The 18,485-nt window shown below is 34.5% G+C and carries 23 protein-coding genes; 16 read left to right on the top strand and 7 right to left on the bottom strand.

Annotated elements, in window-relative coordinates:
- The first annotated feature begins 15 nt into the window (after positions 1–15).
- The 3 genes from mtnK (at position 16) to BGI23_RS19365 (ending at position 2,484) form a co-directional block, all read left to right on the top strand.
- Positions 16–1,197: an S-methyl-5-thioribose kinase gene (gene mtnK / locus BGI23_RS19375; protein ID WP_070806779.1), complete on the top strand. Its 1,182-nt coding sequence runs from the start codon at positions 16–18 to the stop codon at positions 1,195–1,197.
- Positions 1,194–2,255 (top strand): S-methyl-5-thioribose-1-phosphate isomerase, encoded by a 1,062-nt coding sequence (gene mtnA, locus BGI23_RS19370; RefSeq protein ID WP_070806778.1) that lies wholly within the window; start codon positions 1,194–1,196, stop codon positions 2,253–2,255. The genes mtnK and mtnA overlap by 4 nt, the downstream gene beginning before the upstream one ends.
- Before the next feature lie 67 nt (positions 2,256–2,322).
- Positions 2,323–2,484 carry a YvrJ family protein gene (locus BGI23_RS19365; RefSeq protein WP_000393331.1) on the top strand — a complete coding sequence of 54 codons (162 nt, stop codon included), beginning with the start codon at positions 2,323–2,325 and terminating at the stop codon, positions 2,482–2,484.
- Between the two features lie 30 nt (positions 2,485–2,514).
- On the opposite strand, the gene BGI23_RS19360 is transcribed toward BGI23_RS19365, so the two are convergent.
- The gene (locus BGI23_RS19360; protein ID WP_070806777.1) at positions 2,515–3,291 is read right to left on the bottom strand and encodes a 3-hydroxybutyrate dehydrogenase; all 777 of its coding nucleotides are present in this window, start codon (positions 3,289–3,291) and stop codon (positions 2,515–2,517) included.
- Between the two features lie 195 nt (positions 3,292–3,486).
- On the opposite strand from BGI23_RS19360, the gene BGI23_RS19355 reads away from it, so the two are divergent.
- The 4 genes from BGI23_RS19355 to BGI23_RS19340 are packed head-to-tail and all read left to right on the top strand — an operon-like array spanning position 3,487 to position 5,724.
- Complete coding sequence (locus BGI23_RS19355; protein WP_070806776.1) at positions 3,487–3,819, top strand: PadR family transcriptional regulator; 333 nt, start codon at positions 3,487–3,489, stop codon at positions 3,817–3,819.
- On the top strand, positions 3,819–4,595 hold the full coding sequence (locus BGI23_RS19350; protein ID WP_070806775.1) for a DUF1129 domain-containing protein: 777 nt from the start codon (positions 3,819–3,821) through the stop codon (positions 4,593–4,595). Before BGI23_RS19355 ends, BGI23_RS19350 begins: the two co-directional genes overlap by 1 nt.
- Before the next feature lie 16 nt (positions 4,596–4,611).
- Positions 4,612–5,373: a DUF1129 domain-containing protein gene (locus BGI23_RS19345; protein WP_000703256.1), complete on the top strand. Its 762-nt coding sequence runs from the start codon at positions 4,612–4,614 to the stop codon at positions 5,371–5,373.
- 51 nt (positions 5,374–5,424) lie between these two features.
- Positions 5,425–5,724, top strand: a complete 300-nt coding sequence (locus tag BGI23_RS19340; protein WP_001190634.1) for a hypothetical protein — start codon at positions 5,425–5,427, stop codon at positions 5,722–5,724.
- Positions 5,725–5,739: 15 nt separating this feature from the next.
- On the opposite strand, the gene BGI23_RS19335 is transcribed toward BGI23_RS19340, so the two are convergent.
- Entirely contained in the window at positions 5,740–6,357 is a 618-nt protein-coding gene (locus BGI23_RS19335; protein ID WP_000371612.1) for an ImmA/IrrE family metallo-endopeptidase, read from the bottom strand.
- A gap of 160 nt (positions 6,358–6,517) precedes the next feature.
- On the opposite strand from BGI23_RS19335, the gene BGI23_RS19330 reads away from it, so the two are divergent.
- The 3 genes from BGI23_RS19330 (at position 6,518) to BGI23_RS19320 (ending at position 8,684) form a co-directional block, all read left to right on the top strand.
- Complete coding sequence (locus tag BGI23_RS19330) at positions 6,518–6,811, top strand: DUF3928 family protein (protein WP_000288327.1); 294 nt, start codon at positions 6,518–6,520, stop codon at positions 6,809–6,811.
- Positions 6,812–6,919: 108 nt separating this feature from the next.
- On the top strand, positions 6,920–7,369 hold the full coding sequence (locus tag BGI23_RS19325; protein ID WP_000540524.1) for an NUDIX hydrolase: 450 nt from the start codon (positions 6,920–6,922) through the stop codon (positions 7,367–7,369).
- Positions 7,370–7,508: 139 nt separating this feature from the next.
- Entirely contained in the window at positions 7,509–8,684 is a 1,176-nt protein-coding gene (locus BGI23_RS19320; protein ID WP_000552088.1) for an acetyl-CoA C-acetyltransferase, read from the top strand.
- Positions 8,685–8,713: 29 nt separating this feature from the next.
- Here the strand turns inward: BGI23_RS19320 and BGI23_RS19315 are convergent, their stop codons facing one another.
- Complete coding sequence (locus BGI23_RS19315) at positions 8,714–9,466, bottom strand: AAA family ATPase (RefSeq protein ID WP_000567995.1); 753 nt, start codon at positions 9,464–9,466, stop codon at positions 8,714–8,716.
- A gap of 10 nt (positions 9,467–9,476) precedes the next feature.
- The gene (locus tag BGI23_RS19310) at positions 9,477–9,746 is read right to left on the bottom strand and encodes a hypothetical protein (protein ID WP_000059971.1); all 270 of its coding nucleotides are present in this window, start codon (positions 9,744–9,746) and stop codon (positions 9,477–9,479) included.
- Positions 9,747–9,898: 152 nt separating this feature from the next.
- Between BGI23_RS19310 and BGI23_RS19305 the strand changes: the two genes are divergently transcribed.
- On the top strand, positions 9,899–10,627 hold the full coding sequence (locus BGI23_RS19305) for a DUF4184 family protein (protein ID WP_001116879.1): 729 nt from the start codon (positions 9,899–9,901) through the stop codon (positions 10,625–10,627).
- 37 nt (positions 10,628–10,664) lie between these two features.
- Positions 10,665–11,429, top strand: coding sequence for a hypothetical protein (locus tag BGI23_RS19300; RefSeq protein ID WP_000973883.1), 765 nt, complete (start codon positions 10,665–10,667; stop codon positions 11,427–11,429).
- A 46-nt stretch (positions 11,430–11,475) separates the two neighbouring features.
- On the opposite strand, the gene BGI23_RS19295 is transcribed toward BGI23_RS19300, so the two are convergent.
- Positions 11,476–11,907, bottom strand: a complete 432-nt coding sequence (locus BGI23_RS19295) for a DUF3997 domain-containing protein (protein WP_000758783.1) — start codon at positions 11,905–11,907, stop codon at positions 11,476–11,478.
- A gap of 132 nt (positions 11,908–12,039) precedes the next feature.
- Between BGI23_RS19295 and BGI23_RS19290 the strand changes: the two genes are divergently transcribed.
- The 3 genes from BGI23_RS19290 (at position 12,040) to BGI23_RS19280 (ending at position 13,342) form a co-directional block, all read left to right on the top strand.
- Positions 12,040–12,495 (top strand): RDD family protein, encoded by a 456-nt coding sequence (locus BGI23_RS19290; protein WP_000769088.1) that lies wholly within the window; start codon positions 12,040–12,042, stop codon positions 12,493–12,495.
- A 174-nt stretch (positions 12,496–12,669) separates the two neighbouring features.
- Complete coding sequence (locus tag BGI23_RS19285; protein WP_000145657.1) at positions 12,670–12,768, top strand: hypothetical protein; 99 nt, start codon at positions 12,670–12,672, stop codon at positions 12,766–12,768.
- Between the two features lie 64 nt (positions 12,769–12,832).
- Positions 12,833–13,342, top strand: a complete 510-nt coding sequence (locus tag BGI23_RS19280; protein ID WP_000218426.1) for an SDR family NAD(P)-dependent oxidoreductase — start codon at positions 12,833–12,835, stop codon at positions 13,340–13,342.
- A gap of 55 nt (positions 13,343–13,397) precedes the next feature.
- Here BGI23_RS19280 and BGI23_RS19275 read toward each other — a convergent pair whose 3' ends face one another.
- Complete coding sequence (locus tag BGI23_RS19275) at positions 13,398–14,498, bottom strand: ABC transporter ATP-binding protein (protein WP_000818923.1); 1,101 nt, start codon at positions 14,496–14,498, stop codon at positions 13,398–13,400.
- 263 nt (positions 14,499–14,761) lie between these two features.
- On the opposite strand from BGI23_RS19275, the gene malL reads away from it, so the two are divergent.
- Positions 14,762–16,438: an oligo-1,6-glucosidase gene (gene malL / locus BGI23_RS19270; RefSeq protein WP_000415194.1), complete on the top strand. Its 1,677-nt coding sequence runs from the start codon at positions 14,762–14,764 to the stop codon at positions 16,436–16,438.
- Positions 16,439–16,479: 41 nt separating this feature from the next.
- On the opposite strand, the gene BGI23_RS19265 is transcribed toward malL, so the two are convergent.
- On the bottom strand, positions 16,480–18,240 hold the full coding sequence (locus tag BGI23_RS19265; RefSeq protein ID WP_070806774.1) for an alpha-glycosidase: 1,761 nt from the start codon (positions 18,238–18,240) through the stop codon (positions 16,480–16,482).
- Positions 18,241–18,485 lie beyond the last annotated feature (245 nt).

The following is an 18,485-nucleotide window of genomic DNA, read 5'->3' as shown; positions in this document are numbered from 1 at the left end:
AAGGGGGAGAAGACGATGGGATATTATTCATTAACAGAAGTAACCGCTGTACAATATGCGAAAGAACATGGCTATTTTGAAAAGAAAGCAAATGTAGTTTGTCATGAAATTGGGGATGGAAATTTAAATTACGTGTTCAAATTAGATGATGGAGAGAAGTCTATTATAATAAAACAAGCACTACCATATGCGAAAGTAGTTGGTGAGAGCTGGCCGTTGTCTATAAAAAGAGCGACGATTGAAAGTAAGGCGCTGCAAATTTTTGCAAAGTATGTGCCGGAATATGTGCCGGTAGTGTATAGTCATGATGAAGAATTAGCGGTAACAATCATAGAAGACTTATCCAAATTAACTATTACAAGAAAAGGATTAATAGATGGAGAAGAGTATCCACTTCTATCCCAGCATATCGGTCGTTTTCTAGCGAATGTTTTATTTTATACTTCAGATTTTGGTTTACAGTCAGAAGAGAAAAGGGTACTAGAAGGTACATTTGTAAATCCAGACCTTTGCAAAATTACAGAAGATTTAGTGTTTACAGATCCGTTTGGGCATTACGATACGAATGATTATGAGTCGGAGTTACAATTGGCTGTAGATGAACTATGGAGTGATAAAACTTTAAAACTAAAAGTAGCGCAATATAAATATAAATTTTTAACGAGAAAAGAGGCACTCATTCATGGAGATTTACATACTGGAAGTATTTTTTCATCACCTTCTGAAACGAAAGTGATTGACCCAGAATTTGCAACGTACGGTCCATTTGGATTTGACATCGGGCAATTTATTGCAAATCTATTATTAAATGCTCTATCTAGAGAGGAAGAACAGAGAAGTGTGCTATTTTTCCATATTGAGAAAACATGGAGCTTTTTCGTAGACACTTTTACGAAGTTATGGATTGGAGAAGGTGTAGAAGCATATACGAAAGAGAAACAATGGTTGCCGATTATTTTGCAAAATATTTTTAAGGATGTGGTCGGATTTGCTGGATGTGAGCTTATCCGAAGAACAATTGGCTTAGCACATGTAGCTGATTTAGATGAAATAGCAAATAAAGAAAAGAGAATTCAAGCCAAGAAACAAGCTTTATCCTTAGGTAAAGAACTAATAAAATATGAATCTAAAAACGCTGATATTCAACTGTTCCGAACATTATTTCAACAGACAGTTTCTGGAGGGGTAAAAGCATGAGTACAGTTGTTACGATTCCGAGGTCTGTCAGTTGGAAAGGTGATGCCATTGCAGTATTAAATCAAACAAAGCTACCGCATAGCACAGAATATAAAACATTAACGACGATTGAAGAGGTATGGAAAAGTATTGTCATGCTAGAAGTAAGAGGAGCACCTGCAATTGGAATTGTAGCTGCATTTGGATTGGCGCTTGCATCAAAAAAATATACTACTTTACATATTGAAGAATTTCAAAAGAAGTTTAATAGAGATTGTAATTATTTAGGGACGTCACGCCCGACAGCAGTCAATTTATTTTGGGCAATCGATCGTATGAGAGAATCTATTCAAGAAATTACTACAATAAAAGAAGCGCAAAAAATATTAGAAGAAGAAGCGCTTCGTATTCAGCAAGAAGATGAAGCGGTATGCCGAAGTATTGGAGAACATGCATTAACATGCTTTAAAGACGGTGATAACATTTTAACAATTTGTAACGCTGGCAGTATTGCAACTGCTAGATATGGTACTGCATTAGCACCGTTTTATATTGGGAAAGAAAAAGGTGTACATTTACATGCATATGCATGTGAAACGAGACCGGTTTTACAAGGCGGTCGCTTAACGACCTGGGAATTAAAACAGGCAGGTATCGATGTAACACTTATTACAGATAATACGGCAGCTCATGCTATTCAAACGAAAGAAATCAACGCAATTATTGTAGGAGCGGACCGAATTGTCGCAAATGGGGATACAGCAAATAAAATCGGAACGATGAATTTAGCTATATTAGCAAAGTATTTCGATATCCCGTTCTACGTTGCAGCTCCACTATCTACATTTGATATTACGAAACAAACAGGTGCAGAAATTATTATTGAAGAAAGAGATGAAACAGAAGTTACGAAAATTTTTGGGAAACAGGTGGCACCAGTTGGAACTACTGTTTATAATCCAGCATTTGATGTAACACCGAATGAATTAATTACAGGTATTATTACTGAGCAAGGTATTATACGCGGGGATTATAAACGGGAAATTGCATCATTATTTGAAAAACAAGCTAATACATAATAGCTTGTTTTTCTATGCCTAAATGTGTTCTTTTTTCTTATTTATATAATGAAAGGAGGAGAAAAAGATGGAAGAGTGGATCAAGATGATAGGTAATGTAGGGTTTCCAATTGTTGTAACATTATATTTACTCCACCGTATTGAAAGTAAATTAGATGGGGTAATTGTTGCAATAGAGAAGTTACCACGGCAATTACTACAGTATGATGATCCTCGCGATAAAAAATAAAGTTTGCTCTTCGTGAGCAAACTTTATTTTTTATTGAGCAGTATAACCACCATCGATAACGACAGCTTGACCAGTTATACCTTTCGCTTTTTCGCTCGCTAAAAACATCGCATAATCAGCAATCTCTTGTACTTGTAATAAGCGTTTTTGTGGGACAAGTGGATAAATGACATCCTCTAACACATTTTCAAGTGGTACATTTCGTGTCGTAGCTAAATCTTGTAGTTGATTGCGTACAAGAGGTGTATCGACATAGCCTGGACAAAGCGCGTTAACGGTAATTCCATGAGTAGCGCCTTCTAAAGCGGCAACTTTTGTTAATCCAATTACACCATGTTTCGCGCTATTGTAGGCGGATTTCCCTGCAAATCCAACGAGGCCATTAATGGATGCGACATTAATAATACGACCATACTTTTGCTTTTTCATGATTGGGAAGGCATGCTTTATTGCTATAAAAGGAGCGATTTGCATAATTTTAATTAGTAGCTCGAATTTTTCGGTCGGAAAATCTTCAATTGGTGAAACGTGTTGCATGCCTGCGTTATTAATTAATATGTCTAATGAACCGAAATGAGTAACAGTTTGAGAAATGGATGCTTCTATTTCTTCTTCGGATGTAACATCACATTTTAAGCCGATAGCTTGAAAGCCTTCTTTTTGCAATTGTTCAGCAGCTTCTTTTGCACGTTCTTCAAGACGATCGGTAATAACGACTTTTGCACCTTCTTTTGCAAAAGCTTTTCCCATTTCATAACCAATACCACTTGCAGCACCTGTTAAAAAAACAACTCGATTTGTAACCATGATGAAAAACATCCCTTCGTAATAAAGTTCTCATATTGCTCTATTTAGAGAGTGGATAATGAAAATCCTGCAAAGATTTGGAAAAATATTGTTAGCTATCTTGTTTTGCAAAATAGTCTCTGCTATACTATTTTGTAAAGCAAGATACTTACGCTTATCTATCTTGTAAAACAAGATAGTAGGAGGATTTGAATTATGTCGACAAGTCAAATGCTGAAAGGGATTTTAGAAGGATGCTTACTTGCTATTATTTCTGAAGGTGAAATATACGGTTATGAAATGAGTGAGAAGCTAGCAAAGTATGGCTTTACAATGGCGAGTGAGGGAAGTATTTATCCGTTATTAATACGAATGCAAAAGGAAGGATTCATAAAAAGTGTAATGAAGGAATCCCCATCTGGTCCAAAACGGAAGTATTACACGTTAACAGAAGATGGCGAAGATGCACTGGATGAATTTATGGATCGCTGGGAAGCGATGCAAAGTAGTGTGGAACGTCTACTTGAAGGGAAGGAGAGAAGAAGATAATGTTATCAAATGAAGCACGAAAATTTTTATTAGATATGAGATTGTTTTTGGCTACAAAGAGTGTGAAAGAAAGCGATATGGAAAGCGATATGGAAAGCTTTATTGAAGACGCAGAACTTCATTTAATAGAAGGTGAGAGTGATGGGAAAAGTGTAGAAGAAATTTTCGGAAGCTCACCGAAAGAATATGCAAATGAACTTGTAAAAGTGATGGAAAGGGATAGACAGGAAACGTGGAAGCAAATTGGTTTTACAGTAATGAATATCGTATCGTTTTGGATTATTGCTTCTATTCTAATAGTGAATAACGGATTATTACAGATGTCACTTATTCAGGGCGTGGGGTATAGTTTGTCATTGATTTTAGTTGTGATAGGTCCTAATTTTCTACTGCGCAAAATGACCTTTGTAACAAGTTTTACAAAAACTTGGTTTGCTATGTGGTCGTTAGTCATAATCGCACCAATGTTTCTAATAGGGGCTGTAACGATATTAGATGTGATTTATCCTACAAAAATGTTTATATTCACCCAAATGCAAAGTTATATATTAGCTGGTAGTATTTTCATCATTACAGTTGCAATAAATATATATTTTAATGGATGGTTTAAAAACTTATATTTAATTATTCCACTTTCGATTATGTTACTGTTTAAAACATTTACATCAGAAGACCTTGTTCCAATGCTATTTCAGATTATATGTTTATACGGAAGTTTATTTATTTTAATTTTCCTTGAAATTATGATGAAGACGAATAGAAGAGAAACGGTTTAATAAGGGAGGGGTTATTATGAAGATTTCTAAAGAAGGAGAAAAGTTTTTAATCGATACGAAAGTATATTTAATAACAAAAGGAATTAAAGAAGAAGATGTGGACGCTTTTTTAGAAGATGCAGAGCTTCATTTAATTGAAGGTGAGAAAGAGGGAAAGACGGTAAGTGATATATTTGGTGATTCACCAAAAGAGTATGCGGAAGAATTAGCGAAAGAGATGGAGAAGGATAAAGGCGGAAGTATAAAGACTATTTTAGGAATGATAATTGGAATAGGGGGATATTGGTTACTTACAAATATTTTATTTGAAAGCCCAAATCATGAATTTACATTAACGAATGTACAATTAATTGGATACCCAATTGTTTTAATGATTACGATTGTAGGAATTATATTTGCTTTTAAAATGTCATCATTTAAGAATAAAATAAAAGAATTTAGCATTATTTATGTAGCAGCATTGCTACCGATTTTATTACTAGTATTATTAATGTTTATGAATAAATGGTATGGGACACCTGTATTACAATTAACGACTATACAAAGTTATATACTAGCTGGAGTTATCTTGCTAGTACTGTTAATTGGAGAAGCATACATACTTGGCTGGATTGGGATATTAACTGTTATTGTCCCGCTATTCATTATGTTTGTATTTAAAGAATTAGGGAAGAACAACCCATATTGGGGAATGCTAGAGCCGTTACTTCTGTACGGAAGTTTATATGTATTAATGAGATGGTCTTTGAAAATTGAGGAGAAAAAAACTGTAAGCTAGCTTTATATTAATAGCGAACGAACTGAATTTTTTATTAAGAGGAGAACAAATATGCAAAGTATATTTCTAGGTATATTGTCTATTACATTTTTAGGTTTAACGATTTTTGGGCTATATACTACCTTTTCGAAAAAGGTACACGATGACTATTTCGATACTTTATTAGATGACACATCAGGTTATGTTTTGTTCTTCGGTTTAATAGGTAAAGGGCTGCTCTGGATATGCAAAAAATTATTTCCAAAGAAATATTATATAGAGATTTTTAGAGTAATTGTATTTATGTTTAGTTGTATATTTGCATCCGTTGCAGCCGAAATTTGGTTTATTGATTGGAATCTATTGTTTTAAACAGTAACAAAATCGTTACTGTTTTTTTCTTTGCAATAAAGAGCTTTGTAAAGAGAGAGCTTTTTGTTCGTTCGTTAATAGAGACTGAATATGGACATTTTCAGGGCGAGGGACGATCGGATACATAAGATTTGTTGGAGAAGGATGGTGCTCCGAGCCAGTTGGGGAATGAGGATCTGCGTGAGTAAGTTTTCCATGAACACGTCTTGTAAATAAAATATGACCAATTTCATGAGCGAGCGTATATATATTTTTCATAGGAGCAGCCGAGTTTGTTAAAACGATATACCCTGTAAGTTGCTGTTGTTTTGCTAAAGAGTAGGCACAGGCAATTACTGCTGTTTCTTTGAAATAATCACTGCCAATATAACAAATGTAAAGGTCGCATTCAGGAGCTTCATTTACACAAGTTTGAAAAAAGGATGCTAATTTTTCCTGACTTTGAATAGAATCTTTATAACTAATTTCACGGTCAGAAAAACGGAAGAGTTCATTTAAAACAATTACTTCTTGAATTTGAAAGGTAATCGGGTGCCAAATTGACTCTGCAACTGCTAAATCTTTTGCAATACGGTCATCAGAAATATCGGCGCCTGGCGTAATGCAAATACATATATTGACGTATGGATCCATAAGGAACACCTCAACTGAAAAAATTCTTTCTATAATATATGTTGGGAAAAGATCCTATGTATGGATAAACGCCTTGTTTATTACAAGTCGAAAAAATTTCATAGTTCTATAACATGGTTTGGCTGTCTTTTTGATATAGTAAAGGAAAGGGGGAGAATATATGTATACATTAAAAATCGTTTCAGACAGAGAAGCACTGTATCAATTTGCAAGTTATGTAAGAGTTGTACAAGGGGTGGAAGATGTATATGTAGAGGTGGGAGAACCTTTATATGAACATCCTTTAATGAAATTTTATGTACATATTAAGCTTGAGGAAACATATGAGCAACATAAAGCGTTACAAGAAATAGCAAGATTAGTAGAATTAGGGCGTTTTACATATGTCCATTATCGTAATGATGAAATAGAAGAAGCTTTTGAAGCTGTAAAATATGAAAGTTTTAAGAAATAAAGGTGAAAAAAGGGGGCGAAAGCTTCCTTTTTTTCTTTAAAATTACATCAACAAAAGGAGAAAAATTTTGTTATGATAAGGGAGGGTGAGGAAAGGAGAGTTTACATATTGGGGTATATTGAAGAGTTACGCAAAGTCGTTGGTACAAGGCCGCTTATTCTAGTAGGATCAGCAATTATTATCTTAAATGATAATCAAGAAGTATTGCTTCAATATCGTTCAGATACATATGATTGGGGTGTACCTGGTGGAGCGATGGAGCTAGGAGAAACGACAGAAGAAACTGCTCGTAGAGAACTATTTGAAGAGACGGGACTAAATGCGAAAATTATGCAATTTATCGGGGTTCTTTCGGGAAAAGAAGTGTACTTCCAATATCCAAATGGAGATGAAATTTTTAATGTCATTCATCTGTATCAGGGACATCATGTGAGCGGGGAATTAAGGCTTGACCATGAAGGATTACAGCTTCAATATTTTCCAGTAGATAAGTTACCGAATTTGAATAAAACAACAGAGAAAATTTTACAAAAATTTCTATATGCATTAACAGAATAGAAGGTTAATTCCTTCTATTTTTATTATATTAAATATTTTGATTTTTTAGTATGTTTATAGTATGATAGGTGTAGACATACATCTTATGGAATTTCACCTAAAAACTGACTAGGGTACATAAGAGAGGGGCAAGTGCAAAATGCATAATGTTGTTATTACAGCTGCAGTTCGTTCGCCAATTGGAACTTTTGGGGGAGCGCTAAAAAATGTAACGCCAGTAGAATTAGCTGTTCCTGTACTTCAGGAAGCTGTAAAACGAGGCGGGGTAGAACCACACGAAGTTGATGAAGTGATTTTAGGTCATTGTATTCAAAGAACTGATGAAGCAAATACGGCGAGAACGGCTGCATTAGCGGCAGGGTTTCCTGACACAGTTACAGGTTATACAATCCAACGCCAATGTTCTTCAGGTATGCAAGCAATTATGTCGGCTGCAATGCAAATTCAATTAGGTGTAAGTGAAGTTGTCGTTGCAGGTGGAGTAGAAGCAATGAGTTCAAGCCCTTATGCATTAAAACAACACCGCTGGGGACAACGCCTACAACACGGAGAAATTCGTGATACGGTGTGGGAAGTATTAGAAGATCCAATTCATCATATTATGATGGGGGAAACAGCGGAAAATTTAGTTGAACAATATGAAATTACAAGAGAGGAACAAGATGAAGTTGCGCTTCGCAGTCATACATTGGCATTGAAGGCAATCGAGTCTGGATATTTTGACGATCAAATTGTTCCTATTACAATAAAAGAACGTAGAAAAGAAGTAGTATTTTCGAAGGATGAACATCCACGTGCTGACATTACAGCAGAAAAATTAGCAGGATTAAAACCAGCTTTCCGTAAAGGCGGATCTGTAACGGCAGGGAATGCATCTGGCCTGAATGACGGAAGCGCGGTTCTAGTATTAATGAGCGAAGAAAAAGCGAAAGAAAAAGGCTTACAACCGTTAGCTAGAATTGTTGGATATTCAGTAGCTGGAGTAGATCCAAAAATTATGGGGATTGGACCAGCACCAGCAATTCGTAAAGGATTAGAAAAAGTAGATTGGTCATTAGAAGATGCAGATTTACTGGAAATTAATGAAGCTTTCGCTGCGCAATACTTAGCTGTAGAGAAAGAACTAGGTTTAGATCGTGAAAAAGTGAATGTAAACGGTAGTGGTGTAGGACTTGGACATCCAATCGGTTGTACAGGAGCTCGTATTACTGTAAGTTTAATTCATGAATTGAAGAGACGCGGGTTAGAAAAAGGAATTGCCTCTCTATGCGTCGGCGGCGGTATTGGGGTAGCATTATTTATAGAAGCACTATAAAAAGAAGCAGCAATCGCTGCTTCTTTTTATTAAGAATCAAATAAATGATGAAATAATCGATCACGATTTTCAAAGAAAAGTTTCGTCGTTTGGTAATGCTCGGTGTCTTCTAAGGCGGACTCGTGAATTCCTTCTTGTGTTAAAGAGTATATGGTGGATTCAGGATAAGCCATTAAAATTGGAGAATGCGTTGCGATAACAAATTGTGAACCTTGTTCCGCTAGTTCATGCATTCGAATGAGCATAGAAAGTTGTCTCATTGGTGATAGAGCGGCCTCGGGCTCATCTAAAATGTATAAGCCTTGTCCTGAAAAACGATTCATAAATAAGGAGAAAAATGACTCACCGTGTGATTGGGCGTGTAGTGAAGTACCACCATATGAGTCAATAATTGGATTTCCACGTGCTTCTGAATCGGCATCCATTTCATCAATATAAGAAGCAACGTTATAAAATGATTCGGCACGAAGAAAGAAACCGTCATTTGGTGTATTGAAACTTTTGGAAATTCGAAGGTATTCATGTAAAGATGAATGGGAATCGTTTGTACTAAAACGGAAGTTTTTCGTTCCACCTTCTGCATTAAATCCTAAAGCAATTGCAATCGCTTCGAGTAATGTTGACTTCCCCGTTCCATTTTCTCCAATAATGAATGTTACATTTGGATGGAAAGCTAGTGATTGTAATGTTCGAATAGCGGGTAAACAGTAAGGGTATGCGGAGAAACTAGGGATATTTTCTTTTTTTAATGTGACATTTTGTAAAAAGGGTACATCAATCAATATAGAAACCTCAATTCATAACGGATTTTGATTCTAAAAAAGCAGCAAATACAAGGGTAAGACAACTTGCAAATAGTATTGTATATTGAAGTGCGCCAAAGCCAAGACCTTCCCAGCTGAAAATCATTCTCTTCCATATGAAAATAAAAAGAGTGCTTATAAAACCAACGAGAGCAGGTATATATTTTATAATTTTGTAGTGCTTCCATAGATAGAAGCCAATGTATGTACTTAAAAACAAGGTAAACAGAACAAGAAAAAAGACAAGTGTTAATGACACGTGAACTCCCTCCTTATTTTCTGAATATTTATGTGGATTATATCATTTAAACTATCATATTCCAATGTGAAAATAAATATTGCATGGAGATTATTCATGTCGTTATGATAGATAGTATGTAATCTATTGTAATTCTGAAAAGGAGCTAAAACATGCCGTTTACATTTGCACATCCAGCAGCAGTTCTTCCTTTTGCAAAAAAGTATTCTCAACATATTTCAGTAACGGCTCTTATATTAGGTAGTATGGCGCCTGACTTTGAATATTTCCTACACTTTAGACCGTATGGTGTAATTGGGCATACGTGGCTTGGATTCTTATATTTTAATTTACCACTCGTATTTTTATTAGCATACATATATCATTACATTTTAAAAAAGCCGTTTATAACACATTTACCTAAACCATTTGCTGGCTACTATACATATGCAGTAGATGAGAGGTGGGGGCTTTACACAAGGAAAGATTTCTTTGTATTTTGTTATTCAGCATTATTCGGTATGTTAACGCATGTTGTTTGGGATGCATTCACTCATAAGACAGGCTATTTTGTTATGAAAATACCATTATTGCAAAGAGAATGGTACGGTATCTCTGTTTATAAATATATGCAACATGGAAGTACATGTATTGGTTTTCTGTTATTAGTATACGTTTTATGGAAGTGTAGAAATGAAATGGGTAAAGACCTTATTTTAGCTTCGGAAAAAATAAAATATTGGATTTCGATAATTGTTGTGGCAGCTATTATATTTATCGTGCACGCGTTCGTAGATCCCTATTTTCATATTTTCCAAATAGGGGGTATAATAGTATCTGGACTGACAAGTTCGTTTTGTGGACTTCTTATTGTTTCTATAGTTTACAAAGCAAGGGACTAATTTTATATTCATGAATGATAGTGTTAGGAGAAATTAAATGATGAAAGCATGGAAAAGTATTTTTATTTTATGTAGTTTTCTTCTTATGTTAAGTGGTTGCTTCCATCAAGAAGAAAAGAAAGTTGAACCGAAGAAGAAAGAATCTATTCCTGAAACAAAAGAATATGGTGGACGTGAGCTGAAAAAAGTAGGACAAAAAGTGAAAGAAACTGGATGGGGTACTTTTAAGTTAGAGCAGATTCATTCAGTAAATCAAACATTTGAAGTAGCACCAATGAAAATTCACGTACAAGATGTGAAAGTAATCTCTTTATCACAGATGAGTAAAGATGCAAAAAATACATTAAAAGTATATACGGCATTAACTCCTGAAGAAGTAAAGCGTAGATTAGGAGATAAAGTAAGTCAAGAAGATGCAGAGTTATATGCATCGCTAAGTGGAACAGAGATTAGTGATACGATTCGTTACGTTGAAATTACATATAAGGTGGAAAATAGCGGGAATAAAAATATACAATTTTTCTCTATGAATGATGTTGCGATTAATGATAAACAACATTTTAAAGTAGCAACGCAAAACTTTTTATATGATGAAGATACGCTCGTTGGTACAAAAAATGTATCAAGGGAAGACTATAAGCCTGGTGAAACAAGAGATGGTATTATCGGCCTAATACTTGATGATGGAAAAGAAAAGGTAAAGGATATTAAATTTACAACAGATAATGTAATCGCAGCAAATACAGAAACGCAAGATGTTGTAAAAGAGCCACAAACTTTTAACATCTCACTTTCTGAGTAAGTTGTTTTTAAATATATGCAAGAAAAAACAGTCAGCGCTCAAACTATTATGCTGACTGTTTTTTCTGTTCTTCTATGTATGAATCTACACTTTGAAAAGGTACCTTAATTTTAAACGCATCTTTTTGTTCATGAAATTGTTTTTCATTATAGGGGCCAAAACGTTTATTATGCTTTACGTCAATAATCCAATAATGCTCGCTTTTTTTATTTGCAATTGCTGCGTCAGGATTATTAGGATCTGACTTTTCCTCAGTTTGTTTTGCAATAATGTATTTATCATCCCAGGCTATGTCTGTAATTTTTGCAGGAATGTATTGTGTGGCATATACAGCATCTTGCGTGGGGAAAAGTTCAAATGCATTTCCAGAAGTACGTATGAGTTCGTATTCATCGTTAATCGTATATGTTATATGATTTGTATTTCCAGCACAACCGGCTAATAGGAATGCGACGAATAGGATTATCCATTTTTTCAATATGGGAACCTCCTTTACAATGCTGTTGTAACACATTGTACAAGAAAAGTAAGAGAAACGCTAGTTTACAATGTTTTTTAGAAGTGGTACGATGAGACGGGTAAAGAAGGATATGAAGGAGTCGACATAAAAATGAAGTTAAAGATGCATCGTCCAGCGCTTGTAATGAACCGCATAGGTGCTTCCCTAATTGACATGTTTTTAATCTCGGTTATGTATGGTGCAGTAGTAGCTGTTATGACTGGAAATTATAGTGCTATTTTTAATCGCTTTAATATTAGTTTTGGCGATTATAGATATGATCTTGCAGTAGTTTTTATATTAATGGCGATATATTTTATTTTGCTACCCTTTATTTGGAACGGTGTAACACTTGGTAAAAAGGTAACGAGAATAAAATTAATTTCATTGAAGAGTGAAAAGTTAACATTACAAACATTAACGATTCGATTTTTTGTATTGTTATTACCGAACATATTACTGCTTGGAATTCCGATATTATGTAACGTATATATGATGTTATTCCGCAAAGATAATTGTGGTTTTCAGGATTTAATTACAAAAACGAAAGTGATAAGTCTTGTATAACAAAAAGAGACCTTTTTATATAAAAAGGTCTCTTTTTGTTATACAAATATATTTTAATGGATATATAATAGGGAAAAAGTTAATCTATATCATTTTCGAATTTAATAGATTGAAAATTAAGAAAATGTTATAATGATTAAAATAATATGTTTATATAATAAGGGGGAAATTGAAATGACTGGAGGTAGCGTAATCTTTTGGGGGATTTTAATTTTCATCGGTTTAGTTTTCGATCAGCGTAATAGTAAGAAAAAAGAAGGAGTAAAAAAGTAACCGTTTACAAATGAATAAGCAACTTTTCTTACTTGCAGACTAATCTCATAAAGGAGTATACTGAATGACGGTAAGACTTATAGAAGGGGTAATGAAAATGAAGCTTGCAGGAAAAGTTGCTATCGTAACTGGCGGTGGCATCGGTATTGGACGTAATACAGCTCTTTTGTTGGCTAAACAAGGCGCAAAAGTAATTGTGACGGACATTGATCAAGAAAGTGGACAAGCAACAGTGGAGGAAATTACGAATCTAGGCGGAGAAGCACTTTTTGTATCCTATAATATGGAAAAACAAGGAGATTGGCAACGCGTAATCAGCATTACTTTGAATGCATTCAGTCGCATTGATATGCTTTTTCAAAATGCTGGTTTATATAAAATAGATTCTATATTTTCACGCCAACAAGAGAACGATTCCAATGTGCTTTGTATTAATGACGTATGGATAGAGATAAAACAATTAACGTCATCTTTTATGAAACAGCAAGAAGAAGTGGTGCTAAGTGACTTACCGATTTTCGGTATTATTAGCACGAAAGGACAATCATTTCATACAGTAGAAGCCCTCGTATAATAGTGAAAACCGCCCTCAATATATGTGGACGGTTTTTTTGTATGAAAATTATTTTTTAACGAATGCGTTGTTCGTTTTGACTATCAAAGAAATGCGCTTTATTCATATCAAATGCTAGTTTAATTTGGTCACCAGGTGAAAATGTATGTCTTGCATCAACACGTGCTGCAAAATCTTGATTTCCAAGTTTCATATATAAAATAGATTCAGCACCTAATAACTCAGCAACTTCAATTTTTGTTGTGAAGGCAGTAGATTGTGAAGCTTCTAAAAATAATAGTTCATCATGAATGTCCTCAGGACGAATACCTAAAACAATGTCTTTATTTACATAGCCTTGTTCACGTAATATCTTCATTTTTCCTTCAGTTACTTTAATTTTTGCAGCATTGTCTATAACGAAATCGGTTTCAGTTAATTTACCACGGAAGAAATTCATCGCTGGAGAGCCGATAAATCCACCAACAAAAATGTTTTCAGGTGTTTCATATACTTCTTTTGGAGTACCGATTTGTTGAATTTTTCCGTCTTTCATAACAACAAGACGAGAAGCCATTGTCATCGCTTCAGTTTGATCATGCGTTACATAAATTGTTGTCGTACCAAGGCGGTGGTGTAACTTAGAAATTTCTGAGCGCATTGCAACACGTAATTTAGCGTCTAAGTTAGATAATGGCTCATCCATTAAGAACACTTTCGCGTCTCGAACGATTGCTCTCCCTAACGCAACACGTTGACGTTGTCCACCAGATAATGCTTTCGGTTTTCTATCTAAATATTGTTCCAGTCCTAAAATTTTTGCTGCATCTTTTACACGACGATCAATTTCATCTTTTGGTATTTTTCTAAGTTTTAATCCAAATGCCATATTATCATACACACTCATATGTGGATATAGGGCATAGTTTTGGAAGACCATTGCGATATCACGGTCTTTTGGAGGGACATCATTCATTAGCTTACCATCAATTGAAAACTCTCCTTTTGAAATATCTTCAAGTCCAGCCACCATTCGTAATGTTGTAGATTTTCCGCATCCAGAAGGACCGACAAATACGATAAATTCTTTATCTTGAATGTGTAAATTGAAGTCTGTTACAGCTGTTACGTTATTATCATATATTTTATAAATGTTTTCTAATTTCAGTTCTGCCATGGTATTTCCCCCTAGAAATAATTATGCAAACGTTTTCTTTGAGTTCATTATAAACGAATAGATTCAAAAAATAAACAAAAAAATAAAACGTTTTCATGAATTGGAAGAATATTAGTAAATTTCGTATGTTTTCTTAGAAAAATAAGAATAAAAGTTGTAAGCGCTATTTTAATTTAAGATGGAATCTGTTATCATTCATTAATGAAAACGTTTGCACCTTGGGAAAAGAGAAAATCGAATTATGAATGAAATGGGGTAGCATAATGGAAAAACAGTGGTGGAAAGAAAGCGTAGTATATCAAATTTATCCTCGTAGCTTTATGGATAGCAACGGTGATGGCATCGGGGATCTTCGCGGTATTATTTCAAAGTTAGATTACTTAAAAGAATTAGGGATTGATGTAATTTGGTTATCACCAGTCTATGAATCTCCAAATGATGATAATGGTTATGATATAAGTGATTATTGTAAAATTATGAATGAGTTCGGCACAATGGAAGATTGGGATGAGCTATTACATGAAATGCATGAACGTAATATGAAACTTATGATGGACTTAGTTGTTAATCATACTTCTGATGAACATAATTGGTTTATTGAATCACGTAAATCAAAAGATAATAAATATAGAGATTACTATATATGGCGCCCTGGAAAAGAAGGAAAAGAGCCGAATAACTGGGGAGCAGCGTTTAGCGGATCTGCATGGCAGTATGATGAAATGACAGATGAATATTATTTACATCTGTTTTCTAAAAAACAGCCAGATTTAAATTGGGATAATGAAAAGGTAAGACAAGATGTTTATGAAATGATGAAGTTTTGGTTAGAAAAAGGAATTGATGGCTTCCGTATGGATGTTATTAATTTTATTTCTAAAGAAGAGGGATTACCAGCTGTTGAAACAGAAGAAGAGGGGTATGTTTCAGGTCATAAGTATTTTATGAACGGTCCAAACATTCATAAATATTTACATGAAATGAATGAAGAAGTATTGTCTCATTATGATATTATGACGGTTGGTGAAATGCCTGGTGTAACGACAGAAGAAGCGAAATTGTATACCGGGGAAGAACGAAAAGAACTGCAGATGGTATTCCAATTTGAACATATGGATTTAGACTCAGGAGAAGGCGGAAAATGGGATGTAAAACCATGTTCACTTCTTACTTTAAAAGAGAATTTAACGAAGTGGCAAAAAGCATTAGAACATACAGGCTGGAATAGTCTGTATTGGAATAACCATGATCAGCCTCGTGTTGTATCTCGTTTTGGTAATGATGGAATGTATCGCATTGAATCTGCGAAAATGTTAGCGACGGTGCTTCATATGATGAAAGGAACACCTTATATTTATCAAGGCGAAGAAATCGGAATGACAAATGTTCGATTTGAATCGATTGATGAATATCGAGATATTGAAACATTAAATATGTATAAGGAAAAAGTGATAGAGCGCGGTGAAAATATAGATAAAGTGATGCAGTCTATTTATATAAAAGGCAGAGATAATGCTAGAACACCGATGCAGTGGGATGATAAAGATCATGCTGGATTCACAACAGGTGAGCCCTGGATTACGGTAAACCCTAACTATAAAGAAATCAATGTGAAACAAGCGATCCAAAATAAAGATTCAATTTTTTATTATTATAAAAAATTAATTGAGTTACGCAAAAATAACGAAATAGTTGTGTATGGATCATATGATTTAATATTGGAGAATAATCCATCTATTTTTGCATACGTAAGAACGTATGGAGAAGAAAAACTTCTTGTTATTGCAAACTTTACTGCGGAAGAATGTGTATTTGAATTGCCTGAGGACATTAGTTATAGTGAAGCAGAGTTATTTATACACAATTACGACGTAGAGAATGGACCGATAGATAACATGACATTACGTCCGTATGAAGCAATCGTGTTCAAATTGAAATAAGAAAAATCCTTATACCACTTTGGTATAAGGATTTTTTTTGGTTACCATTTTAATATGGAGAATCCATATGGAGGAAGTGTAACTTGTAATACACTTGCTTCCGCTGAAAATTCTTCGTTTGTATAAATATTAATGATTTTCTTTCCAGTAACATGGAGAGGCAGTGAAGCTGTAATATCACTATTAGTCGGATTTAAAACGAAAAAGATAGTTTCATCTTCATATGTTTTTGTATAAGAAATATAATTATGTTCATCATTTGCTTCAATGAATTGGAAAGTACCATGTCCTCCAAATGCTTTATATTGCTTTCGTAACGAAATTAATGTTTGTACATGTGTAAATAATAGATGATCTTGTTCTTTCGTATCCCAAACCATACATTTGCGGCAATCAGGGTCCATACCGCCATCCATACCAATTTCGTCTCCATAATAAATACAAGGAGAGCCGATGAAAGAAAGGTGGAATACATAAAGTAACTTTAACTTATTTTTATCTCCGTTACATGTTGTCAATATTCTTGGTGTATCATGGCTGTCTAATAAATGAAATGCTGCTTCATTTACATTCATAGAGTAGGAATGTAGAGATTCTATAATTTGTTTCATAAATTCATTTGCCTTAATGGAATTGTTAGCAAAGTAAGACAGTAGAGCGTTTGTAACAGGGTAGCTCATTACAGCATCAAATTGATCTCCTTGTAGCCAAGGAAGTGCATCGTGCCAAATTTCTCCTAAAATATATACTTCAGAATTTAATGCTTTTATCTCACTTCGGAACTCTCTCCAAAATTTATGGTCGACTTCATTTGCTACATCAAGGCGCCAACCGTCTACATTGAATTCTTTTACCCAATAACGCCCTACTTCAAGTAAGTATTCTTTTACATCCGGGTGTGCAGTGTTTAATTTCGGCATATACGGTGTAAACGCGAAAGTATCATAATTCGGGAGTGGCTCAGTTCTAATTGGGAACTCATGAATATGGAACCAATCTTTATATGCTGACTGTTCACCATTTTCTAGTACGTCTTGAAATTTATCGAAAAAGTATCCGCTGTGATTGAATACGGCATCGAGCATTACTTTTATACCGTGTGTATGACATGCCTCAACAAGTTCTTTGAATGTTTCTTTTGTGCCAAATTGAGGATCGATTTCCATGTAGTCAATTGTGTCATATTTATGGTTTGAATGTGCTTTGAAAATAGGTGTGAAATATATTCCCGAAATTCCAAGCTTAACAAGGTAATCGAGGTTTTGAATAATACCAGCAAAATCTCCGCCGAAAAAATTAGTTGGAGTTGGTTCAGCGCTTCCCCAAGGAAGGGTGTTTTCTGGATTCAACGTATGATCTCCGTTAGCGAACCGTTCTGGGAAAATTTGATACCAAACAGTATCTTTAATCCAGGAAGGTGCTTTGAATACATCATTTGCATGAATAAATGGAAAACAGAAAAAGTTACCAACGTCATCATTTGGAATGCTAGAAAAAAATCCACGTTCTGCATAAATAAGCGTTTCTGTCTCTGCTTTTAATTCAAATCCATAACGTAAGCGCTTAAATTTTGGCTCGATGGAAATGGACCAATAATCAAATAATGCAGTAGAACCAGTTTTTTTCATCGGTGCACTTGAAGAAATCCACTTCCCGTCTGTCCATTCATAAGGATCACCATAAATAAGATTGGTGCTTTGAACATCGTCTCTTTTCGTACGTATTCGGATATGAATCGTTTTTTCATCGTAAGCGTATGCGTAATTATCTTTTGGCCTATGATAGATGGCGTCTTTAAGCATATAAAAAATCCCCCTTTACTATCTCTATGCATATTGTTCCCTTAAGTATAATAATAAAGCATATGTTGCAAACGATTGCTTTTTGCATAGCTTTAATATTGCTTATAAGAGTAGTATTCATTTCATATAAAGTCAATCTATAAAGAGTGTAGTAATAATATTTTAAAAATTAATATTTGCAAAATGAATAAAAGAATGTATAATGATAGACAAATAACGCAAACGTTTTCATAGATTGAGATATC

The sequence above is a fragment of the Bacillus sp. ABP14 genome, from assembly GCF_001831375.1.
Classification (GTDB): Bacteria; Bacillota; Bacilli; order Bacillales; family Bacillaceae_G; genus Bacillus_A; species Bacillus_A paranthracis.
This window is presented reverse-complemented; position numbering and strand designations above follow the sequence as displayed.

Bases quoted from the DNA above. Each gene is read 5' to 3' on its own strand.
- mtnK (WP_070806779.1), top strand. From the start codon at position 16: ATGGGATATTATTCATTAACAGAAGTAACCGCTGTACAATATGCGAAA.
- mtnA (WP_070806778.1), top strand. From the start codon at position 1,194: ATGAGTACAGTTGTTACGATTCCGAGGTCTGTCAGTTGGAAAGGTGAT.
- BGI23_RS19365 (WP_000393331.1), top strand. From the start codon at position 2,323: ATGGAAGAGTGGATCAAGATGATAGGTAATGTAGGGTTTCCAATTGTT.
- BGI23_RS19360 (WP_070806777.1), bottom strand. From the start codon at position 3,291: ATGGTTACAAATCGAGTTGTTTTTTTAACAGGTGCTGCAAGTGGTATT.
- BGI23_RS19355 (WP_070806776.1), top strand. From the start codon at position 3,487: ATGTCGACAAGTCAAATGCTGAAAGGGATTTTAGAAGGATGCTTACTT.
- BGI23_RS19350 (WP_070806775.1), top strand. From the start codon at position 3,819: ATGTTATCAAATGAAGCACGAAAATTTTTATTAGATATGAGATTGTTT.
- BGI23_RS19345 (WP_000703256.1), top strand. From the start codon at position 4,612: ATGAAGATTTCTAAAGAAGGAGAAAAGTTTTTAATCGATACGAAAGTA.
- BGI23_RS19340 (WP_001190634.1), top strand. From the start codon at position 5,425: ATGCAAAGTATATTTCTAGGTATATTGTCTATTACATTTTTAGGTTTA.
- BGI23_RS19335 (WP_000371612.1), bottom strand. From the start codon at position 6,357: ATGGATCCATACGTCAATATATGTATTTGCATTACGCCAGGCGCCGAT.
- BGI23_RS19330 (WP_000288327.1), top strand. From the start codon at position 6,518: ATGTATACATTAAAAATCGTTTCAGACAGAGAAGCACTGTATCAATTT.
- BGI23_RS19320 (WP_000552088.1), top strand. From the start codon at position 7,509: ATGCATAATGTTGTTATTACAGCTGCAGTTCGTTCGCCAATTGGAACT.
- BGI23_RS19305 (WP_001116879.1), top strand. From the start codon at position 9,899: ATGCCGTTTACATTTGCACATCCAGCAGCAGTTCTTCCTTTTGCAAAA.
- BGI23_RS19300 (WP_000973883.1), top strand. From the start codon at position 10,665: ATGATGAAAGCATGGAAAAGTATTTTTATTTTATGTAGTTTTCTTCTT.
- BGI23_RS19290 (WP_000769088.1), top strand. From the start codon at position 12,040: ATGAAGTTAAAGATGCATCGTCCAGCGCTTGTAATGAACCGCATAGGT.
- BGI23_RS19285 (WP_000145657.1), top strand. From the start codon at position 12,670: ATGACTGGAGGTAGCGTAATCTTTTGGGGGATTTTAATTTTCATCGGT.
- BGI23_RS19280 (WP_000218426.1), top strand. From the start codon at position 12,833: ATGACGGTAAGACTTATAGAAGGGGTAATGAAAATGAAGCTTGCAGGA.
- BGI23_RS19275 (WP_000818923.1), bottom strand. From the start codon at position 14,498: ATGGCAGAACTGAAATTAGAAAACATTTATAAAATATATGATAATAAC.
- malL (WP_000415194.1), top strand. From the start codon at position 14,762: ATGGAAAAACAGTGGTGGAAAGAAAGCGTAGTATATCAAATTTATCCT.
- BGI23_RS19265 (WP_070806774.1), bottom strand. From the start codon at position 18,240: ATGCTTAAAGACGCCATCTATCATAGGCCAAAAGATAATTACGCATAC.